This window comes from Streptomyces kryoterrae, assembly GCF_054072135.1.
The window spans coordinates 9,226,877-9,246,602 of record NZ_CM133358.1 but is presented as its reverse complement, the minus strand read 5'-3'; the positions used below and the strand labels follow the sequence as shown (position 1 = coordinate 9,246,602).

10 protein-coding genes are annotated in these 19,726 nt (G+C 70.7%); all 10 read left to right on the top strand.

The window, feature by feature from the left end; translation table 11 throughout:
* The first annotated feature begins 294 nt into the window (after positions 1-294).
* The 10 genes from ACW4TU_RS41200 (at position 295) to ACW4TU_RS41155 (ending at position 19,611) form a co-directional block, all read left to right on the top strand.
* Positions 295-846 (top strand): hypothetical protein, encoded by a 552-nt coding sequence (locus tag ACW4TU_RS41200; protein WP_457421989.1) that lies wholly within the window; start codon positions 295-297, stop codon positions 844-846.
* Between the two features lie 212 nt (positions 847-1,058).
* Positions 1,059-1,619: a hypothetical protein gene (locus ACW4TU_RS41195; protein ID WP_457421987.1), complete on the top strand. Its 561-nt coding sequence runs from the start codon at positions 1,059-1,061 to the stop codon at positions 1,617-1,619.
* 41 nt (positions 1,620-1,660) lie between these two features.
* Positions 1,661-2,053 (top strand): hypothetical protein, encoded by a 393-nt coding sequence (locus ACW4TU_RS41190; protein ID WP_457421985.1) that lies wholly within the window; start codon positions 1,661-1,663, stop codon positions 2,051-2,053.
* 53 nt (positions 2,054-2,106) lie between these two features.
* Complete coding sequence (locus ACW4TU_RS41185; protein WP_457421983.1) at positions 2,107-4,518, top strand: phage portal protein; 2,412 nt, start codon at positions 2,107-2,109, stop codon at positions 4,516-4,518.
* 6 nt (positions 4,519-4,524) lie between these two features.
* The gene (locus ACW4TU_RS41180) at positions 4,525-4,737 is read left to right on the top strand and encodes a hypothetical protein (RefSeq protein WP_457421981.1); all 213 of its coding nucleotides are present in this window, start codon (positions 4,525-4,527) and stop codon (positions 4,735-4,737) included.
* 72 nt (positions 4,738-4,809) lie between these two features.
* Entirely contained in the window at positions 4,810-16,380 is an 11,571-nt protein-coding gene (locus ACW4TU_RS41175) for a hypothetical protein (RefSeq protein WP_457421979.1), read from the top strand.
* Positions 16,381-16,391: 11 nt separating this feature from the next.
* Positions 16,392-16,661 carry a hypothetical protein gene (locus ACW4TU_RS41170; RefSeq protein ID WP_457421977.1) on the top strand — a complete coding sequence of 90 codons (270 nt, stop codon included), beginning with the start codon at positions 16,392-16,394 and terminating at the stop codon, positions 16,659-16,661.
* Positions 16,662-16,759: 98 nt separating this feature from the next.
* The gene (locus ACW4TU_RS41165; protein ID WP_457421975.1) at positions 16,760-17,416 is read left to right on the top strand and encodes a hypothetical protein; all 657 of its coding nucleotides are present in this window, start codon (positions 16,760-16,762) and stop codon (positions 17,414-17,416) included.
* A 12-nt stretch (positions 17,417-17,428) separates the two neighbouring features.
* Positions 17,429-17,641, top strand: a complete 213-nt coding sequence (locus ACW4TU_RS41160; RefSeq protein WP_457421973.1) for a hypothetical protein — start codon at positions 17,429-17,431, stop codon at positions 17,639-17,641.
* Positions 17,642-17,700: 59 nt separating this feature from the next.
* Positions 17,701-19,611: an NUDIX domain-containing protein gene (locus ACW4TU_RS41155; RefSeq protein WP_457421971.1), complete on the top strand. Its 1,911-nt coding sequence runs from the start codon at positions 17,701-17,703 to the stop codon at positions 19,609-19,611.
* Positions 19,612-19,726: the final 115 nt, after the last annotated feature.

Genomic DNA, 19,726 nt, shown 5'->3' with positions numbered 1-19,726 from the left:
CACCGCCTGCTCCAGCTCATACCGCGACAGGCCCACATCACCACGCTCCGCGCACTCGGTCACCGCGGCCTGGAAGGCCCCAGCCGCGCCACGCCACGCCCTCCATTGGACCTGGTGTTCCTTCCAGCGAGGCCTGCGAGCTTGCCCGCTCCCCTTCGGAGGAACGTTCCAGCTTGATCAATTCATTCGGGATGTCTGCCACGACCGGATCCTAAGCTGACGCTCCCGTGACGCCCGTCAACCTGATCACCACGAAACCAGCAGACGACCTCCGCCTTCCGTCACACTCCACTCATGGATGCAGGTTTGGCAGCTTTGCTTGGTGCTTTGGCGGGTGCCGTCAGCGCCACAGCGGCGGGAGTCTCTACGGGCTGGGCTACGCGCGAGCAAGCCAAGATCTCCGCTCGTGCAGAGCATTACCGCCAACGGATCGAGCCACGAGAGGCCGCCTACCGCGCCTTCATCACGGCCAACAATGCTCTCGTCGAACACATGGGCCGGAAGTATGGCTTTCCTTCGGATTCCGCCTACCTCTCTTCAGCCCCCAGTCGAGAGTTCGCCGGCGAGGGAAGAGAACTTGCCAAAACCATCCGAAACTGCTGGCAAGACATCGCCCTACTCGGGCCCCCAGCTGTCGCTGAAGCAGCCACCAGCGCCGAGGCCGAGGCGTTCCAACTTGCAAGCCAGTGCCTGATGCACGCTCTCTCGGAAACCTTCGAGGTATCGGCAGAGAAAATGACGCACACCGCCAACAGGGCTCACACTCGGTACAACAATCTCAAGCAGTCGATCATCACTTTCACGAGTGCCGCGCAGCAGGCGCTGGACAGCGACGGCATCTCGTGACGCCCGTCAACGTCCTCGCTCGTTGACCCTGTAACGCCGCCCGCGCCTCGCGCGGTACGGACAGGGCCAATTGCGTGCCTGTGCCCTGGCAACAGGACACGTCCTACAGGGCGTGGCAGGGGGTTGGTGTAACAGAACGCGGTCGTTGACGTTTCGACAGGGACGGGGATTCAACCTATACATCGACCCCGCAGCAACGCTCCGGAGGAACGGTGACGACCGCGACAGCCCCCCTCTCGCCCGAGACCGGCCGCTCCCATTTGCAGGAGAGCTTGTTCGTCTGGCTCGATCCCGAAACACCACCCGCACCCGTCAAGGCTCCCAGCCCTGCTCCCGTACTCGCGGCCGCTGCTGCGGCCGCGGTCGAGTCGCAAACGCTGTGGGAGTCCGACCCGGAAGGTCCCCCGGTTGCACCCGCGCCGGAGGAGAAGGCCAACCTCTCCCACGTCTGGGTCGTTGCTGCCACGATCGGGGTCACGCCGAAGATCGCGAGCGTCGCTGACTACCGGGGCAGCTTCAAGGCCTCCGAGGGCCAGCGCATCGAGGCGCTCGACGTGTATTGCGACGGCTGCCGCCGCCCGTACGACGAGGTCAAGGGTGACGACTGCGCGGCCAAGGTCGACAACACGCACTTGATCGGCGGGGACCAGACCAAGCGGGCCAAGCGGAAGTTCCCCACCCCGCCCGCGAACGCGCGGATCATCTCTGCCGGGACCATGAACCGGCGCGGTATCGGCGCCTACATGTCTGGGGTGTCCCGGCCGCCGCGATGAGCGGGCGACGTTAACGCCGCCCGCTGTTCATGGTGCGCGGCGTGACTACTCAGCGAACTCAGCCGTCGAACGACGACCCCGTTGTCGCCACCACCGACATCACTGGGTCGGTGCTCTCCGACAAGGTCGGCCGGGAGGCTCTCGGGCTTTTCCTGCTCTCGTTCGGTGTGCTCGGCGGACTTGGTGCGCTGGGAGCCCTGCACTGGACCGCCGGCCTGTCCGCTGCCCTCATCGGCCTGTGTGCCAGCGGCGTTCTCGTCCGCCGCAACTCCACGCGCCGATGGCAGCAAGACGCCGGGGCCATCGCCGCATTCAGCGGCTACGCAGGACAGACAGCCGTCCTGTTCTACCTGCTGCCCCCGCTGGGATGGCTGGCAGTCAGCGTCCTCGTGGCCGCCGCGGGCCTCTGGGTCTCCAGCGCTGAGGGGGCCTGATGCCCCGCCAACTCTTCCCCGCCCTCCGTGGGCTCCTCGTCCCCAGAGGAGCCGTGGAGCCAGCACCGCGGCCCACAGAGACGAAGGACCTTCTGGCCGGAGGCGTCTACACGTCCATGACGCTCGCCGGCGTCACGAATGTATGGGGCACCCCTGGCCGCGCGGACGGCTGGGACCTCGAGCGCGTCATCGTCGAGGGTTACGAGCGCAGCATCTGGACCTTCAAGAGCATCGAGGCCATCAGCAAGCACGCCTCTACCCTCCCGGTACAGATCGGCCGCGGCGGCGACGAGCGCGAGTTCGCGGAGACCCTCGACGACCACCCGCTCCTTCGTCTGCTGAACAAGAAGGCCAACCCGCTCGAGACCGGCGATGTTTTCAAGAAGCGCCTCAGCGCCCAGTTGCTCCTGAGCAAGAAGGGCGTGTTTATCGAGAAGACCAAGAGCCGGGGCGGAGTCCTCACCCGGCTCGATCTGCTTCCGCCGGACCGCGTCGAGGTCATACCGGACGACGAGAACGCCGCGTACGTCAAGCACTTCCAGTTCACGGACTACCGCGGGCACATCCGCGAGCTCAAGCCGGAAAAAGTCATCTGGATCAGGGACCCGCACCCCACCGATCCCTTCTGCGGCGTGACCCCGCTCGAGGCCGCCGGCCTGTCGATCGACCTGGACGTGAAGGCGCGCACCTACAACATCTCGTTCATCGACAACGACGGCCGCCCCGGCGGCATCGTCGGTATCGACCTGGACGGCGTCGACTCGGGCGAGGTCGACCGGATCCAGCGGCGCCTCGCCCCGGGCGCGCACAACGCCGGACAGCTCACCCTCGTCGGCACCGGCCCCGGCGGCGTCACCTACGTCGACACCTCCGCCCGCCCCCGGGAGATGGCCTACGAGACCCTCGCCACCACCTCGAAGAACGAGATCCTCTCCGCGTTCGGCGTGTACGAGAGCATCATCGGCAACGCCTCGGAGCGGACGTTCAACAACGCAGACCGGGAAGAATGGAACTTCTGGTCGCACACGGAGCTCCCCCACCTCAACCTGATCGCGTCAGCCTTCGACCCGGACCTGTCCGACGACTGGGTAATCCGGTTCGACACCTCCCGCGTCCAGGCGCTCGAGTTCCCCCGCCGCCAGGCCCGAGAAGAGGCCCGCGAGGAGTTCGATTCGGGCCTGATCACAATCGACGAGTACCGAAAGATCGCCGGGCGTCCTGCCTTCAACACCCCGCAGTCCCGCGCCCTGTGGATCAGCCCGCAGAAGGCGCCCGTACCCGCCAACGACCAGGACGCGGCCGCGCTGGGCCTGGCCCCCGAGCCGGGAGCCGGCGGCGAACCCGGCGCCGACCCGAACGCGGCACTGCCCCTGGCCGGTGGAGATCAGTCCGCCGCCGCGGCGGTCGCTGAGGCCCGTGAGCTCGAGGCGGCCCCGACCGCCGCTGACGACGTCGCCCTGGCCCGCGGGGAGGCACCCCTCGAACTGCCCGCCGGAGGGGGAGGCACCGCGGCCGACGTGGTCGCCGCAGCCCGTGCCCAGACCACTGAGGCCGCCCCGGGAGACGCCGCTGACGACGTCGCCCGCGCCCGCACCACCGTCACGCAGCCCGAGGACGGGCCCGCCGCCGAGGACGTCGCCGCAGCGCGCGCCCAGCTCGAGACCAAGACCCTCGCCGCCCAGGGGTTCGAGGTCACCGACGCCGACTTCGACGCCCTGTCCATGGCCATACAGGCGGCGCTCACCGCGCTTCTGGCGCGCCAGAAGGGCGTCATCGTCGCCAGGCTCCGCGCCCCGAAGAGCCGCAAGCACACACGGTTCTGGGAGCCGGAGGACGAGAACGACACCCGCGGCGGGGACGCGAACATCGACGAGTACCGCGTCGTCAGTGCTGCCCGCTGGGCGGAGGAGACGACGAACACCCTCGCCCCGATCCTGCAGCAGGCCGCGACCGCCACCGCCCGCAAGCTGGGCCAGGCCGTCGCCGGTACCAACACAGTGCCCCCGGCCGCCGTCGCTGCCGCTCTCGTCACCGCGATGTACGCCGGCGAGGCCGTGACCGCGCTGCTCGTCGACCTGGCCGAGGAACTGCACAGCCTCCAGACCATCCCGGAGGCAGAGCTCAAGCTGGAGGACCTGGAGCGAGCCGTCATCAGGTTCTACGAGGCGGCCTCGCCCGCGCTGGCGGCACGCGTCGCCGAGACGTGCGCCGTGTCAACCATCAACGGGGCCGCGGACGCAGCGGCGGAGAACGCCGGACCCGGAGTCGTACGGACGTGGATCACGCGCCAGGACGACCGCGTACGGCCCGCCCACAAGGCGCTGCACGGCACGACCCTGCCCGCCGGTACCCCGTACGAGATCAACGGCGCCCAGCTCCGCTACCCCGGCGACCCGTTCGCCCCGATCGCCCTGACCGTGAACTGCCGCTGCCGCCTGCACTACGACACCGACCCCAAGGAGTAACCCACCATGTGGCCCGCCATCTGGATCCTCTGGACCGCCATCTTCGCCATCGCCGAGGGAATCGCCCTGGCGAACAAGCGCGAGAACGACACGCTCTCCGAGAACTTCCGACGCCTGTTCCGCACCCGCACCAGCAAGGTCGGCAGAGCCATATTCGCCGTCAGCTGGTTCGGATTCTCCGCATGGTTCGCCATCCACATCCTCACCGAAACCATGTAGGCCCGGGTCCCCGCATCACGCCCGCGCGGGAGGACGCGACGTTAACCACCCACGGTGTGCATGGTCCGCGGCATGCTGAATCGCCCCGCCGCTGAGCACGCTGAGTTGCAGGACCCGAGCGCCGTCCTCGAGGTCAAGGCCGCCCGCCGTAAGTGGAACCCCGCCCTGCACCCGCGGGACAGCAAGGGGCGCTTTATCGAGACCGGCGGCACCGTCCGCTTGTGGGGCGGCAAGCTCGCGCGCGTCGTCCGCGCCCTTCCCAACGACCGCATCCTCGTCCAGGACCAGACGGCGCCGAACGTGTTCAACGGCCGCAGGCACACCACCAGCGCCAAGTGGGTGTCCATGGTCGCCCGCCCGGACGGCTCCGCGCCCACCGACAACGAGGACAAGGTCCAGGCGGAGGACGAGAAGCGGACCATCGACCCGCGCCGCGGCAACGGCGTGGCCCGGGACGACGACGGCGACCCCGACACCCCCAACGACCCCCACGACGCCGACGACCGCGGCCGCCCCATCGGCGAAGACGACGACCCTGTAGGCCCCCGCGAGAACGACGACCAGGACGAGCCTGCGGACGGCAATCTGCCCGTACGAGTTGACGCTCTGCCCAACCGGAACCACGGGGCCGGCGCCCGTTTCAGGGACACCGCGGCAGTCCGTCAGCACTTCCTCGACCTCGCCGATCGGCCGGGCCGGAAGCCGAAGATGGCGCAGTTCCTGCGGTCCGTCGCGGGCGATGACCACCTCGAGACCTCGCTCAACGGCAAAGTTGTCGCACTCCGCGATGACTCCACCGGCCGCTGGTATCTGACAGCGACCGGCACCGGACAGCGAATCGACACGGCCGGTGAGTTCGCCACCCCGGACGACGCCCTCGAGTTCGCGCGACTCCTCGACCGCAGCACAACCCCGCCCGGCCAGAACTCGATGGGCCGGGGCGGATTCGACTTCTCCGATCCAGACCTCGACCAGGCCGCCGGCACCTGGCGCTCGGCTCAGGGCGAGAACATCCAGGCCGCCATCAAGCGAACCCGCCAGGAGTTCGACGCTGCCCGGCCCGCCCCGCCCGCCAACAGCAACACCGCGGCGACGGTCGGCCGTGAGGAGCTGCGGCCCGGTGACCGCATCAAGGTCACCGTGAGCGGCAGCGACATCGAGTGGCCGGCGAGCACTCGGGACCAGGACAAGCCGGAGACGGTCACCGTCGAGGGCACTCTCGCCCCCACCTACACCTACGACAGGATGAAGTGGGCGCCTCTGCTGGACGCCACCTTGACCGCCCCGGACGGCACGGTGATGACGTCCGGCGACAGCGTGCGCCTGATGCGGATGCCGAACCAGGTGGCAGTGTCTGGGCACGCCGACGGACACATCCCTGAGGAGGTCCGTGCCGACCGCGTCCGTGTCGGTGACGTCGTCGCGGGCGGCGAGTTCGGCCACGTCGTCACGGCCGTCCGCCGGTACCCGGGGGGCCGTACCTTCACCACCCGCCATCTCGGCGGCCGCCGTGAGACCCACCAGTTCGGTGCGGACACCGGCGACATGATGAACGTCATCCCGAGGGCCCGCCGCCGCCCCGAGGACGTGCAGCGCGACACCCCGGGCCGCACGCAGCAGCACCCCAACAGCGGTGACGCCAAGCGCGTGGCCGCGGCCATTCTCAAGGACTGGGCCGCAGCCAACGAAATCGCCGAGAAGCAGTGGCCGGACGGGACGCCGGAGCAATTCCGTGCCCTGGCCCAGCACATGCAGAACGTCACGGACGAGCCCAAGGGCGCCGAGGGATACCACCAGAACGGCGAGGCCATGCACGGCGCCCTCGCCGCCCTCGACGAGCTGGACACCAACGGCCTGGACGACGGCATGGTGCGGGCGCTGCACCGGCTCGAGGAGCGACTGGACGACAACGCCGACCGATTCGAGGCCGACTCCCGCGCCATCACGGAGGACAAGCGGAAGCGTGAGGCCGAGGCCAGCCCCCCGCAGCCGGACGCCCCGGAGGCCACCGCCACCCCAGAGGGCGAGCGCGAGCCCTACGACCCGAGCTTCCAGCAGCAGACCGACGAGAACGGCAGCATCACGCACTACCGCACGCCGCAGGGCGTCAGTCGCGACATCGGCGGCCGCTTCGGTGTCGGCGAGCCGGTCAGCACCCGCCAAGGCGAGACGTACATCGTCGTCAGCGGCAACGACGACGGCACGGTCAACGTGCGCAAGGAGCCGCTGCGCGACGACGAGCCGCTCGGACGGTCCGCGAATTTCCAGGCCGACGAGTTGCGGACCATGGACGGATTCCGCCCCTGGCGACCGGACGCAGCCCAGGCCGCGCCCGACGAGAGCGCCCCAGCCCCGGACGGCCCGGACAAGGTCACGCTGAGCCCCGACGAGGTCAACGCACCCGCGGCCACCGCGCGTGCCGCCAAGGCCCCGTCCGCGATGGACGACGGCGAAATCCGCGACGAGATCGTCTCCCTGATGGAGGCGGAGATGGCCAACGGCGGGGAGCTGTCGGGCGTCGACCGCACCCGTCTGCGGGTCCTCGAGGCGGAGGAAGCCCGCCGCGCCGGCCGTAAGCCTCGGGAGGACCCGAAGCCGAAGGCGAAGCCCGTGGCGGAGCCTGACGCCATGTTCGACGTCGGCCAGGAGGAGGAGCAGCGCCAGGCCGCCGACTTCAACAACCCGGATGACCAGCCGGCCGACGCGCTCGGCACGCCCGACATGTTCGCTGACGCCGAGGGACGCGACACCAGCAAACTTCGGCCGCCGCAGATGCGCGCTCCCATCGACCTGCAGCAAGGGGACCGGTTCGTCGACGCCGACAGGCGCACGCACACCGTGGCGCAGAAGCCGGTGCGTACAGGCCGCGGCCGCGTCCTGGTCGTCACGGAGGACGGGCGGCAGCACTTCCTCAGCCCGGACACCGAGATGCGGGTGCTGTACCCGGACGAGGCCGCCCCCGAGGTGCCGGAGACAAGCGGCCCCGAAGGCAACACCACGAGCACGGACGCGCCGGAGGGCGGCGCCCCGTCCCCGGACGCCCCGGAAGGCGAGACGTCGCCGGCCGCCGACGAGGAGACCGCCGCACCGGAGGAGACCCCTGCTCCGGACGATGCAGACGCCTCGAGCAACACCGACGCTCCGGCAGGCGACGGGCCCGCCGCGGCTGCGGACACCCCCGGCGACGAGACAGAGATGGCCCGCACGGTCCTCGACCGGCTGCCTGACCTCCCGCCATTGCCGAACCTCACCGGCCTGTCCCGGCAGGACAAGGACGACGTCCGCCGGATCCGCGGCGACCACGCCAAGATCCGTGAGTCCCTCGACGGCATCCTCGCCGGGGACCCGCCGACCGGCGACGCCCGCGAGGACCTGCGGCGCGTCCGCGAGCAGCTCGACTACGTCGCAGGGCGACTGCGCGGGGACCACCTGCCCGACGCCGACGCGGCGCAGTCCGCACGGGCCAGCCTGCTCGAGCTGGGCCAGGACCTCGACCGCACGCTCGCCGCGCTGCCCGAGCGAACCCCGGAGCCCCAGGGCGACGGCCCCAACGGCGGCACCCTGTTCCACCCGTGGAACGTTCAGGACGGCGACCTGGTCAGCTTCGTCGCGGAGAACCCCGCCGACCGTGACCGCAGCCTCGCCGCGTACTACGGCATCTTCCGCGGCCGCGCATCCTCGGCGTCCGGGGACCAGGGCCGAACACTGGTGACGTACCAGAGCCGACGATGGAACGCCGACCGGCAGCAGTGGGAACCAGACGGCGTCCAGCACACCGTCACCATGCCGCCCCTTCGACTCGTGGAGCGGTTCACCCCTGAGCAGTGGGACGCCTGGCAGCGCCCCGGGCAGTCCGACGATGCGGACACGGCCGACACCGCCACGGCGCCCGACGCACCGGTCCGGGCCACGTCACCGGCGGACATGACCGACGAGGACATCGAGGCAGAGCTCGAGGAGCTGCAGGCGTGGCAGGACCGGCACGTCGCGAGCACCGGGGAAGGCCCGCGCGTTCAGGACAGTGCCATGCTCGCGCTCTCTCCTGTCGCCAACCGTCGGCGCCACCTGAACGAGGAACAACGCAAGCGCGCAGGCGCCCGCCGGGACCGGGAGAGGCGGGAGAAGGAGAAGCAAGAGCGGGCCGAAGCGCTCACGCGTGCCGAGATCGGCACGCGGAACGATGACGGCTCGTATCCGGTGACTGTCGACGGCGAGGACGCCGGCACCGTCAGCCAGCTTGCCCGCAAGTGGCGGTACACCCACGCCGAGGGCCACACGGCTCCTGCCGAGCACACGAGTCGGGCCAATGCGGTAGCTGCACTCGTCCGCAACCGCGACAGCCGCCAGCAGCAGGCCGTGGACGCCGACCGGCAGGAGCAGGCCCGCAGCGAGGCACCCGAGGGATGGGTGCTGGGAGACCGCGCGGATGTTGCCGAGAACGACATCATCCGCGTGCCGATCACCCGGCAGGACGCCGACGGCCGCCCGTACCCCGTGGGCTGGAGGGAGCCGGTCCGCGTCAACAGCGTGAACCGGAACGACAACGGGACGATGGTCCTGTCCGTCTCGAACCTCGACGGCTCGCGCTCGGAGAACAGCCCCGTCTTCCTGAGCCGCCCCGACGACACTTTCGCCTGGGCCAGCGACCGCACACGGCCGGAGCCGACCCCGGCGTGGAGGCACGAACTCCGTGCCCGCATGGCCGACATCGGCGACGACATCGCCACTCTGCAGCGCAAGGAAGGCCTGCAGGACCCGGAGCGCATACAGCGTCTGCAGGACCTCATCCAGCGCGTCAGCCGGGGCGAGACAGACGACCTGCAGGGCGACCTTCGCCAGATCCGTGACGAGGCCGCGTGGCTGGCGAGCCAGTTCACCGACCCGGACCTGGATCTGCCGTACGAGACCCGTATGTACAAGTCGTGGGCCACCGCAGCCCGGATGAAGGCCGAGCGAGACCTTCGGTATCCGGACTTCCAGAGCACCGGCGCCGACGAGCCCGACAACAGCCCGAGCGGCGACGACGACCGGGCCGCGCGTATGCAGAGTCTGTTCGGTGAGGGCATGAACGCCGTGGGTGGCGACTCGCTGCCGGAGATGCAGGAGCTCGACGACCGTCTCGACCGCGCCGACTCCGCTGACGACCGGGATGCGGAGCTCCGTGACATCGCAGACCGCATGGACGCGCTCGCCGAGCAGTATGAGCTCGCAGGCCCGCAGGGTGAACTCGCCGCCGACCGGTTCCGTCGCGCGGCACGCGTCGCCCGCGGCGAACAGGACGACCGCGACGAACGCCGCGGCGACGGCCAGGCCGACGCCGAGTCCACCGACGGCCAGAACGACACCACCGGCGAGGACACCCCGGAGAGCGAGGACGACAAGCAGCAGACCGACCAGGACGACGAAGACGAGCAGCGCCAGGACGACGAGGCGAACCGCCAGCAGCGCCGCGACGCCAACCCCGACGGCGGAGCGGCCGACCCCGACGGTGGGCCAGCCGGCGGGGGCGCGGGCGCGCCCGACCCACCCGACGGCGGCGACACCTCGAACGACGACGGCGAGAGCGACGGCCCGGAGAACGAGGACGACGACCAGGACGCCCCGGAGGGCGACGAGGACGACGAGAAGCGCCGCCGGCGTCGGCGCCGCCGCAACCGTGGGGACGGCAACGGAGGCCCCGGCGAGGGCGGACCGGGCGGGCCCGGCCTGCCTGACTTCGACGTCCCGACCGCGACCGGTGACGGTGGCGACGGCGGTGCGGGCGACCGCGGCCGATCCCGTCGGCCCCCTCACCGCGATGCGGACTCCCTGCGAAACGCCTGGCGTACCGGCGACGGCCTCACCCCGGCCGAGGACACCCCCGAGCGTCGTGCCCTCCTGGCCGGACTGGCGGACCGGGAAGGGCTCGCCCTGTCGCCCGAGGGCGGCCTGGCGACGTACCCGGAGCCGCAGGACAACGGCACCACCGTGTGGCGCTTCGCCCAGGCCCGTAACGGAACCAACCTGCCCGGCATCACCCTGACTTCCGATGACCCCGAGGAGGCGCGGGCGCTCGCCGGACGGTTCGAGGAGATCAGCGACAGCAACGGCGACCCCTTCGACTGGCACGAGGCGTGGGGCCCGGCCGGCGTCGCCGCCTGGCGAGACGGGGAAGGCCGCAACCTTCCCCAGACGCTCCGCGCGGTGCAGGACGACTACGAGCAGGAGCGCACCGGCGCCTTCCCCCTGCCCGAGGACCTGACCACCCTGAGCGACCCCGAGTTGGAGGCCGCCGCCCTGCACGGCCTGGGCCCGGAGGACACGCTGCGCGTCATGGCAGAGATGGACCGCCGCGACGGCTACGTCGACGAGCGGATCCGCGCCGCGGTGCCGGAGACGCCTCCGGTGAACGCCGACGAGGCGGAACACGAGGGCCGCCTCATGGACGAGGCTCTCCGCTTCGGTGACACGGATGTCACGCAGCCTGCCCCTGCCACTCCCGGACGTCTGCGCCGAGAGTTCGACGCTCTCGACGAGGAGCGATTCCAGGCAGCGGTGCAGGCCACCGGCGGCCGTCTCTTCAATGACGATTCCGAGGACTCTGGCGTCGACCCCCGCGACCTTTTCTCTGGCCGCAAGGTGACCGCCGTGCGGGCCAGGGAGCTCGCGTCGCAGGAGCTGCGCGACTGGTGGGAGGCGAACGGCGGCCGGCTCACGTACTCCACGTACAGCCAGCGTGAGCAGGACCGTGTACTGCGCGATGAGTTCGCCCTCATCGACGAGGCTCGTTACCGCGCTGCGGTCGACTTTTCGAACGGGTACTTCTTCAAGCGCGAGTACAAGTTCGGCGGCACCAACTTCGACGAGCGAGAGCTGTTCTCGGGCGGAACCCTGTCGTCGCGTGAGCGTTGGAAGCAGTACGCCAGCGAGGAACTGCAGGAGTGGTTCGACGCCAACGGCGGGCGCCTGACCTTCGCCCAGTTCAAGCAGCAGCGCCGCGACGGCGAGCGCAGGGACTTCGACCAGTTCGAGGAGGAGCAGCGCCGCGCGGCCGAGGCCGGGGACGCCGAAAGCACGACCTTCACGGCCGATGACGTCACCCCCGCGCCGCCGGCCTCAATGAGCGGTGAGAGCGAAGGAGACGCCGCATTCCGTTTCGGCGGACACGACCGGATGAAGGAGTTCGCCGACATGGCTGAGCTCCGTCCGGACGAGATCGCCCAGGGCGAGTCTGTGTGGCTGAACGGTCAGCGGATCGGCACCATCGTGAACCTGAACCGGTCGTACCCAGACCGCGGCCCGGTGTGGAAGGCTCAGCCGTTCTTTGGCCTGGACGACGACCGCCAGAGCCGTTCCCAGTCACGTGACACGGCTATCGCCAACCTCGTTGGTCGTGCACTGCAGGACGGCCCCACGGATTCGGCAAACCCGAACGAAGACGTGTGGGACAGCGTGACCTTGCGCCTGGCGAGCGTGAGGCGGACGCTGCCGGAGCTGCCGGAATCTCTCGGCAACGACCCGGAGGCACGCGCCCGGTACGAGCGTCTGTCCTCCCTGGTCGACGCCTTCCGTGATCAGCGCTCGCCAAGCGGGAACCTCCGGGAGGACCTGGCGCAGGCGCGCGACGACTTCGCATGGCTGCACGACACCTTGAGCGGCTCCAAGCAGAACAGTCAGCAGCGCGAGGCACTGTCCACCCTGGACAGCCGCGCCTACTGGGCAGGCCAGTTCCTCGATGCCCTCGGCGGCCCGGAGAGCGACCTGGAGCGGCCCCGCCGCAACGACGAACCGGAGGACGACAGCGACACGTCCCGCGCGGTCCCGACGCCGGACGAACCCGTCAGCATCCCGGAGGACACCGTCCGTCCGCCTGCGGAGCCGGAAGAGGAGCCGCTGCCGGACCCGATCAGCGGCCAGCCCGCGCACTGGGCCCGCGTCGAGGACCTGGTGCCCGGCGACATGGTCCGCATGAACGGCACCACGAAGAAGGGCCGGCCGGTCCAGCGGGCCGGGTACGTCTACACCGTGCCCGTGCGGGTGGAGGTGACCCGCCGCGGCCGCACCCAGCAGGAGTGGCGTACCTGGGTCACCGAGAACCCTGATGGCACCGGCGCGGCCGGGAACGTCTACACGTCCAGCAAGGCCACCGCGGCGCGCGCAGAAGCGCCGGACGACGTCGTGCCCGGGTCTCCGGCCAGCGGCGCCCAGGCCGCGCTCCGCTCCGGCGACCTGCCCGGCCAGATTCCGGCAGATCGCAGTGGCCGCGGCGTGTTCCCCGGAAGCACCGTTACCGGCTCCAACGACCGTGAGGGCACGGTCACCGGCGCCACCAGCACCACCGTCACGGTGCGCTGGTCCGAAGGCAACGACGAGGAAGCCATCTCGCCGACCGCGCTCACCGTCACCGACAGCCGGCGCCCCGACGGATGGACCGCATCCGGGCAGCGCGTAACGACGCAACACATCGTCAGCGACGCCAACGGCGCACTCCTCGGGCCCGTCGACGACGTCGACGGCGACAGCGTCACCATCACCACGGCCGACGGATCCGTCACCCGCAGCGCCGGAGACCTCCGCGTCACCGGTGAAGTCCGCGACGAAGTCCCCACAGCGGCGCCGGTGACCGGCACTGACGATCCGACGGCCGCGGACCTCAAGGACGGCGACGTTGTCATCCTGGGCCTCGACGGCGCGTTCACCACCGTCGCAATCACCAGCCCGCCCAGCCGGGACGGAGACCGCGTCACCCTGCAGTACGCCGACACCACCACGGGCGAGTTGGGCGAGATCGACGTCGACGCCCGCACGGTTCTCCCCCGTGCCCAAGGCGCAGACGGTGGGCCCCCCGCCCTTGGACCGGACGACGCCCCCGAGCCGGACGACGACCTCATCGTGCACCCGACGCCTCACGTCGTGGACCCGGTGAACAGCCCGACCGTCGACCCGGACCTCGACTCGAGCGACCGGAACATCATCGGCGACCACGCCGACGGCCCGGACGACAACCCCGACGCCCACCAGGCCGCGGTCCGCATCACCGCAGACCTGCCCGTCACCCCGGAGCAGGCCGCGGCCCTCGCCACGCAGCTCCGCGCGTCTGCCGACCCATCCACCACGGAGGGCCGAGCCGCTATAAGGGCAGCCGACCGCCTGGACCGAGCCGTCGGCCGGACCGCACCCACAGGTCTTGACCGACCGCGGCCGTCGAATGTGGCACAGCTCGGTGAGGGCGACTGGGTAGCGATGCCGGTAGAGCGAGGGCGGGTAGGCGTCTACCGCGTCGTTAACGTCGTCGACGCCCCTGGCGGCATTCGAACGATGCTGCTGGAGGACGAGAGTGGACGGCAGCGGTACCGCATCGAGCACGGGGCCATGCCTGTGTGGCATCTCCCCGAGGCCGAGCCGGACCCTGTCACCCCGCCCGACGTCGACGACGCCGACAACACCCCGGACGCCCCGACTACTCCGGCCACACCGGACTCCTCGAGCACGCCGGACGAGCCCACAGTGCCCGTCGCCCGGGTACGCCCGGGAAGCCTGCGCGTCGGCGACGTCATCGACGCGCCCGTGAGCCGGGCGGGGTACCAGTTCAACGGCCACCGCAGGCTGACGATCATCAGCGAGCCGCAGCGCAACGGCTGGTGGATGCAGCTCACCGGTGTCGACGAGGACGGCAACGTGCACGACTTCGGTCTGCACAGCGGCCGCGCCGTGAACGTGTACGACCGGAACCGGCCCACTCCGGCCCTGCCGCCGGCCGGCACACCCCGCGACCCCAACCAGGTGACGCAGGCCGACGTCGACCGAATCGTCAGCGACCACGCCCGCAGCCTCGCCGCACGCATCATCGACGAGGCCATCACAGGCACGGAGCCGCCCGGAGACATCCACGCCCTGCGCGAGCAGATCGCCCAGCGCCTCACCGCCGAGGCCCTGCGTGACGCACGCCAGTCGACCCGCCAAGGCGGATCCGCTGCGCTCGACGCCGCAGGTATCACCGGCCGGGACAGGGAAGCCGCCCAGCGCCGACTCCGCGACACCCGCGACCAGACCCACACCGACACCGTGCGGGCAGCCCTGCGCACCATCAACGACCTCGAGCCCCTCGACGACGAGAGCAACGAGGACCTGGCGGCCCGCGCACGGGACCTGCTGCGCCTCATCCCGGACCAGATCGCGGGCCGACCGTCGGCTACCCCGGACACCGACCCGGACGTCACCCAGGCGGTCACGGGGCACGCGGACGACGCGGTGAACGCGCTTCTGCAGCAGCTCCAGGCCGCAGGCGTGGACCCGGGCGACGCCGAGCGGATCGCCCGCATCCTCACGCAGCAGATGGCGGGGTCCCGACAGGCGACTGCCCGCCGGATCGCGGCACGGGTCGCCGCGGCCAATGCGGACGCCGGCCGACAGCCGGGCCTCATGGCCTGGATCGTCGCTCTCCTGATCCGCATGGCCAAGCGCCTCGCGGAGCTGGTGAAGTCGGGCGCCCGGACGATCGCCGAGAAGTACCGGAGCTCGCGCGAACGCCTGCGCCGCCTGCGCGCCTTCCTGGGCCGCATGGTCCGCCGGGTCCGGCAGTGGCCGGAGTCCCGCCGCCTGGCGCGCCTGCACCGTGCGGTGAACCTGCCCGACGCGGACGGCAACTCGCTGGCAGCGCGGATCTCTCACTGGGCCGCACTCATGCCGGAACCGGGGCGGTTCGGGCAGTCGCAGCGGCGCGTCACCTTCTGGCGCCCGACGACGTGGGGGCAGCTCGCAGCCGGACGTCTCCCGGACCGGTCGGACCGCATCCAGTGGACGCCGGACCGGGCGGCCGACGGCGGCCCCGGCCTGACGACGCTCCGCCACATGGCAGCCCTGCGGGCGGCCGGCGACGACGTCGACCAGGACGTGACCCGTCGTCTGTCCGCCGCTCTCGGCGACGACTTCGGCGACGACCCGCACGCCACGCTGCAGCACGCCGACGACTACGTGGCCAGCAGCGAGCGCCGACTGGTCAACCTGCAGGCGGCCCGCAGCAGCGCGACGATCCCGGACGACCCGGACCTTGAAGTCGAGATCACGGCGGCCCGCGCCGAGTGGTCGACTGCCCGTCGGGAGTACGCGGACATGCGTACTCGGTACGCCGACGCCGTGCCCTTCGCAGTTGCCGCGGCCCTGGCCGACATCCGCGACATGGGCCCCGAAGGCAATGCCGCCCTCGTATTCGGCCCGGACACCACCCCGGACGCCGAGCGGGCCGTACGAGGCGTACAGCGCTTCATCCCGCGATCGTGGCTCAGCACCCCCCAGGTGCGCCGGATAACGGCCGTGGACGGAGTGCAGGGCCGCTACGAGCCTGACGGGCAGCGGATCACGGTTGCCGACCTGGCCGACGAGGGACTGGGCACCGCCGGGCACGGCCTGGCGCAGCATTTCGCCCGGCACCTCGGCGACCTGGACGCCGCACAGAGGGCGTTCTGGTTCAGCCGGACCCACACCGGCCGGCCCGGCGCCCGCCGTATGCGGCCGAGCGCCCTGGACCGGCTCCTGCGGCGGCAGCAGACGCAACCGGAGACCGGTGACAGTCTCGCCCGGTCCGTACAGGCGATGTTCAGCGGCGATTGGTACCAGGACGACGACTTGCGTGCGTTCCTCCTGGGCCTGATGGCCACCAGGTAAGGAGACAGACAGTGTTCACCGTCACCGGCTCGTTCGACGACGGTGCGACCTACACCGTGCAGATCACCGGGCGGGCAGACCGCCCGGTGATCGGGTCGTACCGGGCCGCGGCCCTGGTGGAGCTCCACCAGGGCGAGACCATCACCCTGTCACCGACCGGCCCCATGAAGGCCGTTACCGGGGACGACGACGCGTCCGTCCTCGCGGTGCTCCGCGAGTACACCAACGTCATCGAGGAGAGCGGGGCCGTGCCGCGGCAGGCACGCGTGCCTGGGAGCTGATCCGGGCCGCTTGCCCAATTGGGCAAGAATGATCTTGATCGGGTTGGCGTGCGACGGTGGCGGTGACACAAGCCGCCCCGCGTGCGCATCCTCCGCCCGTGACCAGATACGGATTCGCCATCAAGGCTCTCCCCCAGGGCGGCAAGCCCTTCGGGGAGGAAGACGACGAGAACGAGGAGACCGCGGGCACCGAAGAGGCTCCGCTCGGCAAGGCCAGCCCCGGCGTCTCCGACCCCGAGCTGGCCGAAGACCTCGAGGAGGACCTACCCGAGGATCCGACGGCAGCCCCGGCCGCACCCGAGGAAGACCCCTCTGCACCAGCGGAGGACCCCGCGGCGCCCCCAGCCCCAGACGCCCCAGCAGAGGGCGACGCTGTCGGCGAAGACCCGAACGCCGCCCCGGAGCCGCCCGCCGACGACTCCCGTCCCTGGGCCGGAGACGAGTACAACGAGGGCGACGAAACCGACCCCGACGGGCCCGACGCCTGGTGCGCCTACACCGGCAGCGGCGGCGAACAGGCTTGGCTCGACAAGGCCCCAGACGGCACACTGACCGGATGGGTCAGGGACAGCGACAGCCGGATATGGCGCTACACAGACCCGGATGCGTGGTCGACCGACGTTGACGGCGCGCAGATGGCGCAGACGCACCACAACGGTGAGGACCGAGCGGGAGCGACAGGGGACGCGGCGCCGAGCACACCGCCCCAGACAGCCGACCGCGGCGTCCAAGACTCAATGTTCGCGGGCCAGTAAGGAGATCCGACCGTGCCAATCCAGCTCGACCGGCAGACCTGCCAGGACCGACTCAACGAGGGCAAGGCCGCGCACGCCAACGGCGACCCCTCCGACGCCTGCCCGTACGACATGTACGGCAGCCTCGAGGACCGGTTCGGATACCGCTACTGGAACCGCGGGTGGTCCATGGCCCGCTCCCAGGCCGAGACCCAACAGCCAGCAGAGGCCAGCGCAGGACAGTAGCTCTACACGAACGGCACGGTGCCCGGCGGCCCACTGTCCACCGCCGGAGGTTCCCCGCCGTGCCGACCGCTGCTCCACCCACCAGACCCGCACGTCCCAGCACCACCCAGCGAGGCACCAGCCGGGCAATCTATGCCGTCACCGGCGTCGTCGACGACGTCGAGGACTTCATCGTTCCCGGCGCCTTCGCCCGCACCCTGGCCATACGGCCCGTCAAAACCGTGTGGCACCACGGGTGGAAAGACCCCATCGGCGTCGTCGCCGAGGTCGAGGAGTGGCTCCCGGGAGACCCCCGATTCGCCGACGTCCCCGGCTGGCCGTCCGAGGCCGGCGCCCTCGTCGCGACCGTGATCTACAACCTGCGCACTCGACAGGGCCGTGACGCCTACGAGCAGGTCAAGCAGTGGCACGAGCACAAGCAGGCCGCGTTCTCCATCGGCTACCGCGTCCCCGACACCGGCGCGAGCAAGCGTGGTGACGGAGTCCGCGTCATCCACCACCTGGACCTCTTCGAGGTCTCGCCCGTCCTGCACGGCGCGCACCCGCTGACGCGCAGCCTGGAAGTGAAGTCCGCCACCGGGCACGACGGTCTCGAGTACAAGTCCACGCCCTCCCACGTGGAGATCGACGTCGTCACCGCCCCGAAGGACGACGACATCAAGGTCGCGGGCCTGGCGGTGAAGGCCGCCGACACCGGCCGCCTGCTGATGATCCAGCGTGCCCTCGACGACGACGACCCCGCATCGGGCACCTGGGAAATCCCCGGAGGGCACCGCGAGAACGGCGAGGACCCCCTCGAGGCCGCCCTGCGCGAGTGGCTTGAGGAGACCGGCTCGACCCTGCCCGGCACGGCCAGCGTGGTCGGCTCCTGGACCGCCCCGAACGGCATCTACCGCGGCTACGTGGCCGTAGTCCCGACCGAGAACTCCGTGCCGATCAACACGCCGCACGACGAACGCCGCGTCGCCAACCCCGACGACCCCAAGGGCGACGCAACCGAGGTCACCGCCTGGTGGCCGATCACAGCGCTCCCCGACATGCCCCTCCTGCGGCCGGAGTGCCGAGACACACCGTGGGCACTCCTGGCCGGCGCCGCCCTCCCCCACGCCCCCGCGCCGAAGACGGCCACACCCGTACCCCCGAACGTCCTGGAGGCCATCATCGACGCCACCCGGGACGGAGCGACCGGCACAGAGAAGAAGTCCGCGCACGCCGCAGTGAAGGCCGCCCGCGCCCTGCCGCGCATCGAGCACAAGTCCGCCCGCTCCATGGTCGCCGAGGCCAAGAGCATCCCCGTCCCGCTGGAGACCCCCATGATGTCGTCCGCTCCGCTGACCGAGTCGCAGGAACAGTTCCGATCCCGCCTTGCCGACGCCGTCCGTGAACTCCTCGACCAGGACGGCGGCACCTGGACGTGCATCGAGGGGACCTACCCGGACCGCGTCATCGTGTCCACGCACAGCGAGGACGAGCGGCGCAGCAGCCACTACGCGATTCCGTACACGGTCACGGCCGGTGAGATCACGCTCGACAAGCCGCAGCCCGTAGAGCTCGCCACGATCGTCGTGCCCGAAGGGACCGCTGCGGCCCGCACCGCCACCGAGGACGAGGACGTCGACGCCCGCGTCGCACAGCCGACGGTGGGCGCACTCTCCGATGCCGCCGCCCGGGTCAACAGCAGCACCGCGGGGCCCGAGCAGCTCGAGGACATTGGCGACAAGGTGCGCGACCTGATCTCCGCACTGTCCGCGAAGGGACTCGACGTCGACGACCAGGAGTCCGCGCCCGCGCCCGCACCCCGGCCGGTCCCGGGCACTCAGCCCGGCCTGGACCTGTGGGACGACGAAACCTTCGACGACGAGAACGACGTCGAGGACGAGGAGGGCGACGAACCGGCCGCGGAGCCGGAGGACACCGTCCGCCTGGACCCCGACGAAGTGAAGGCCGCACTCGCCCTGATGCGGAGCTGAGTTACAACTCCGGACCCGAACGCCTGCCCTGTCCCCTTCACCGCCACCGACAACAAAACAGCAGTTCAAACCCCATGTGCTGCCCGCTCTCAACGTCTCGAGCGGGCAGCACGCG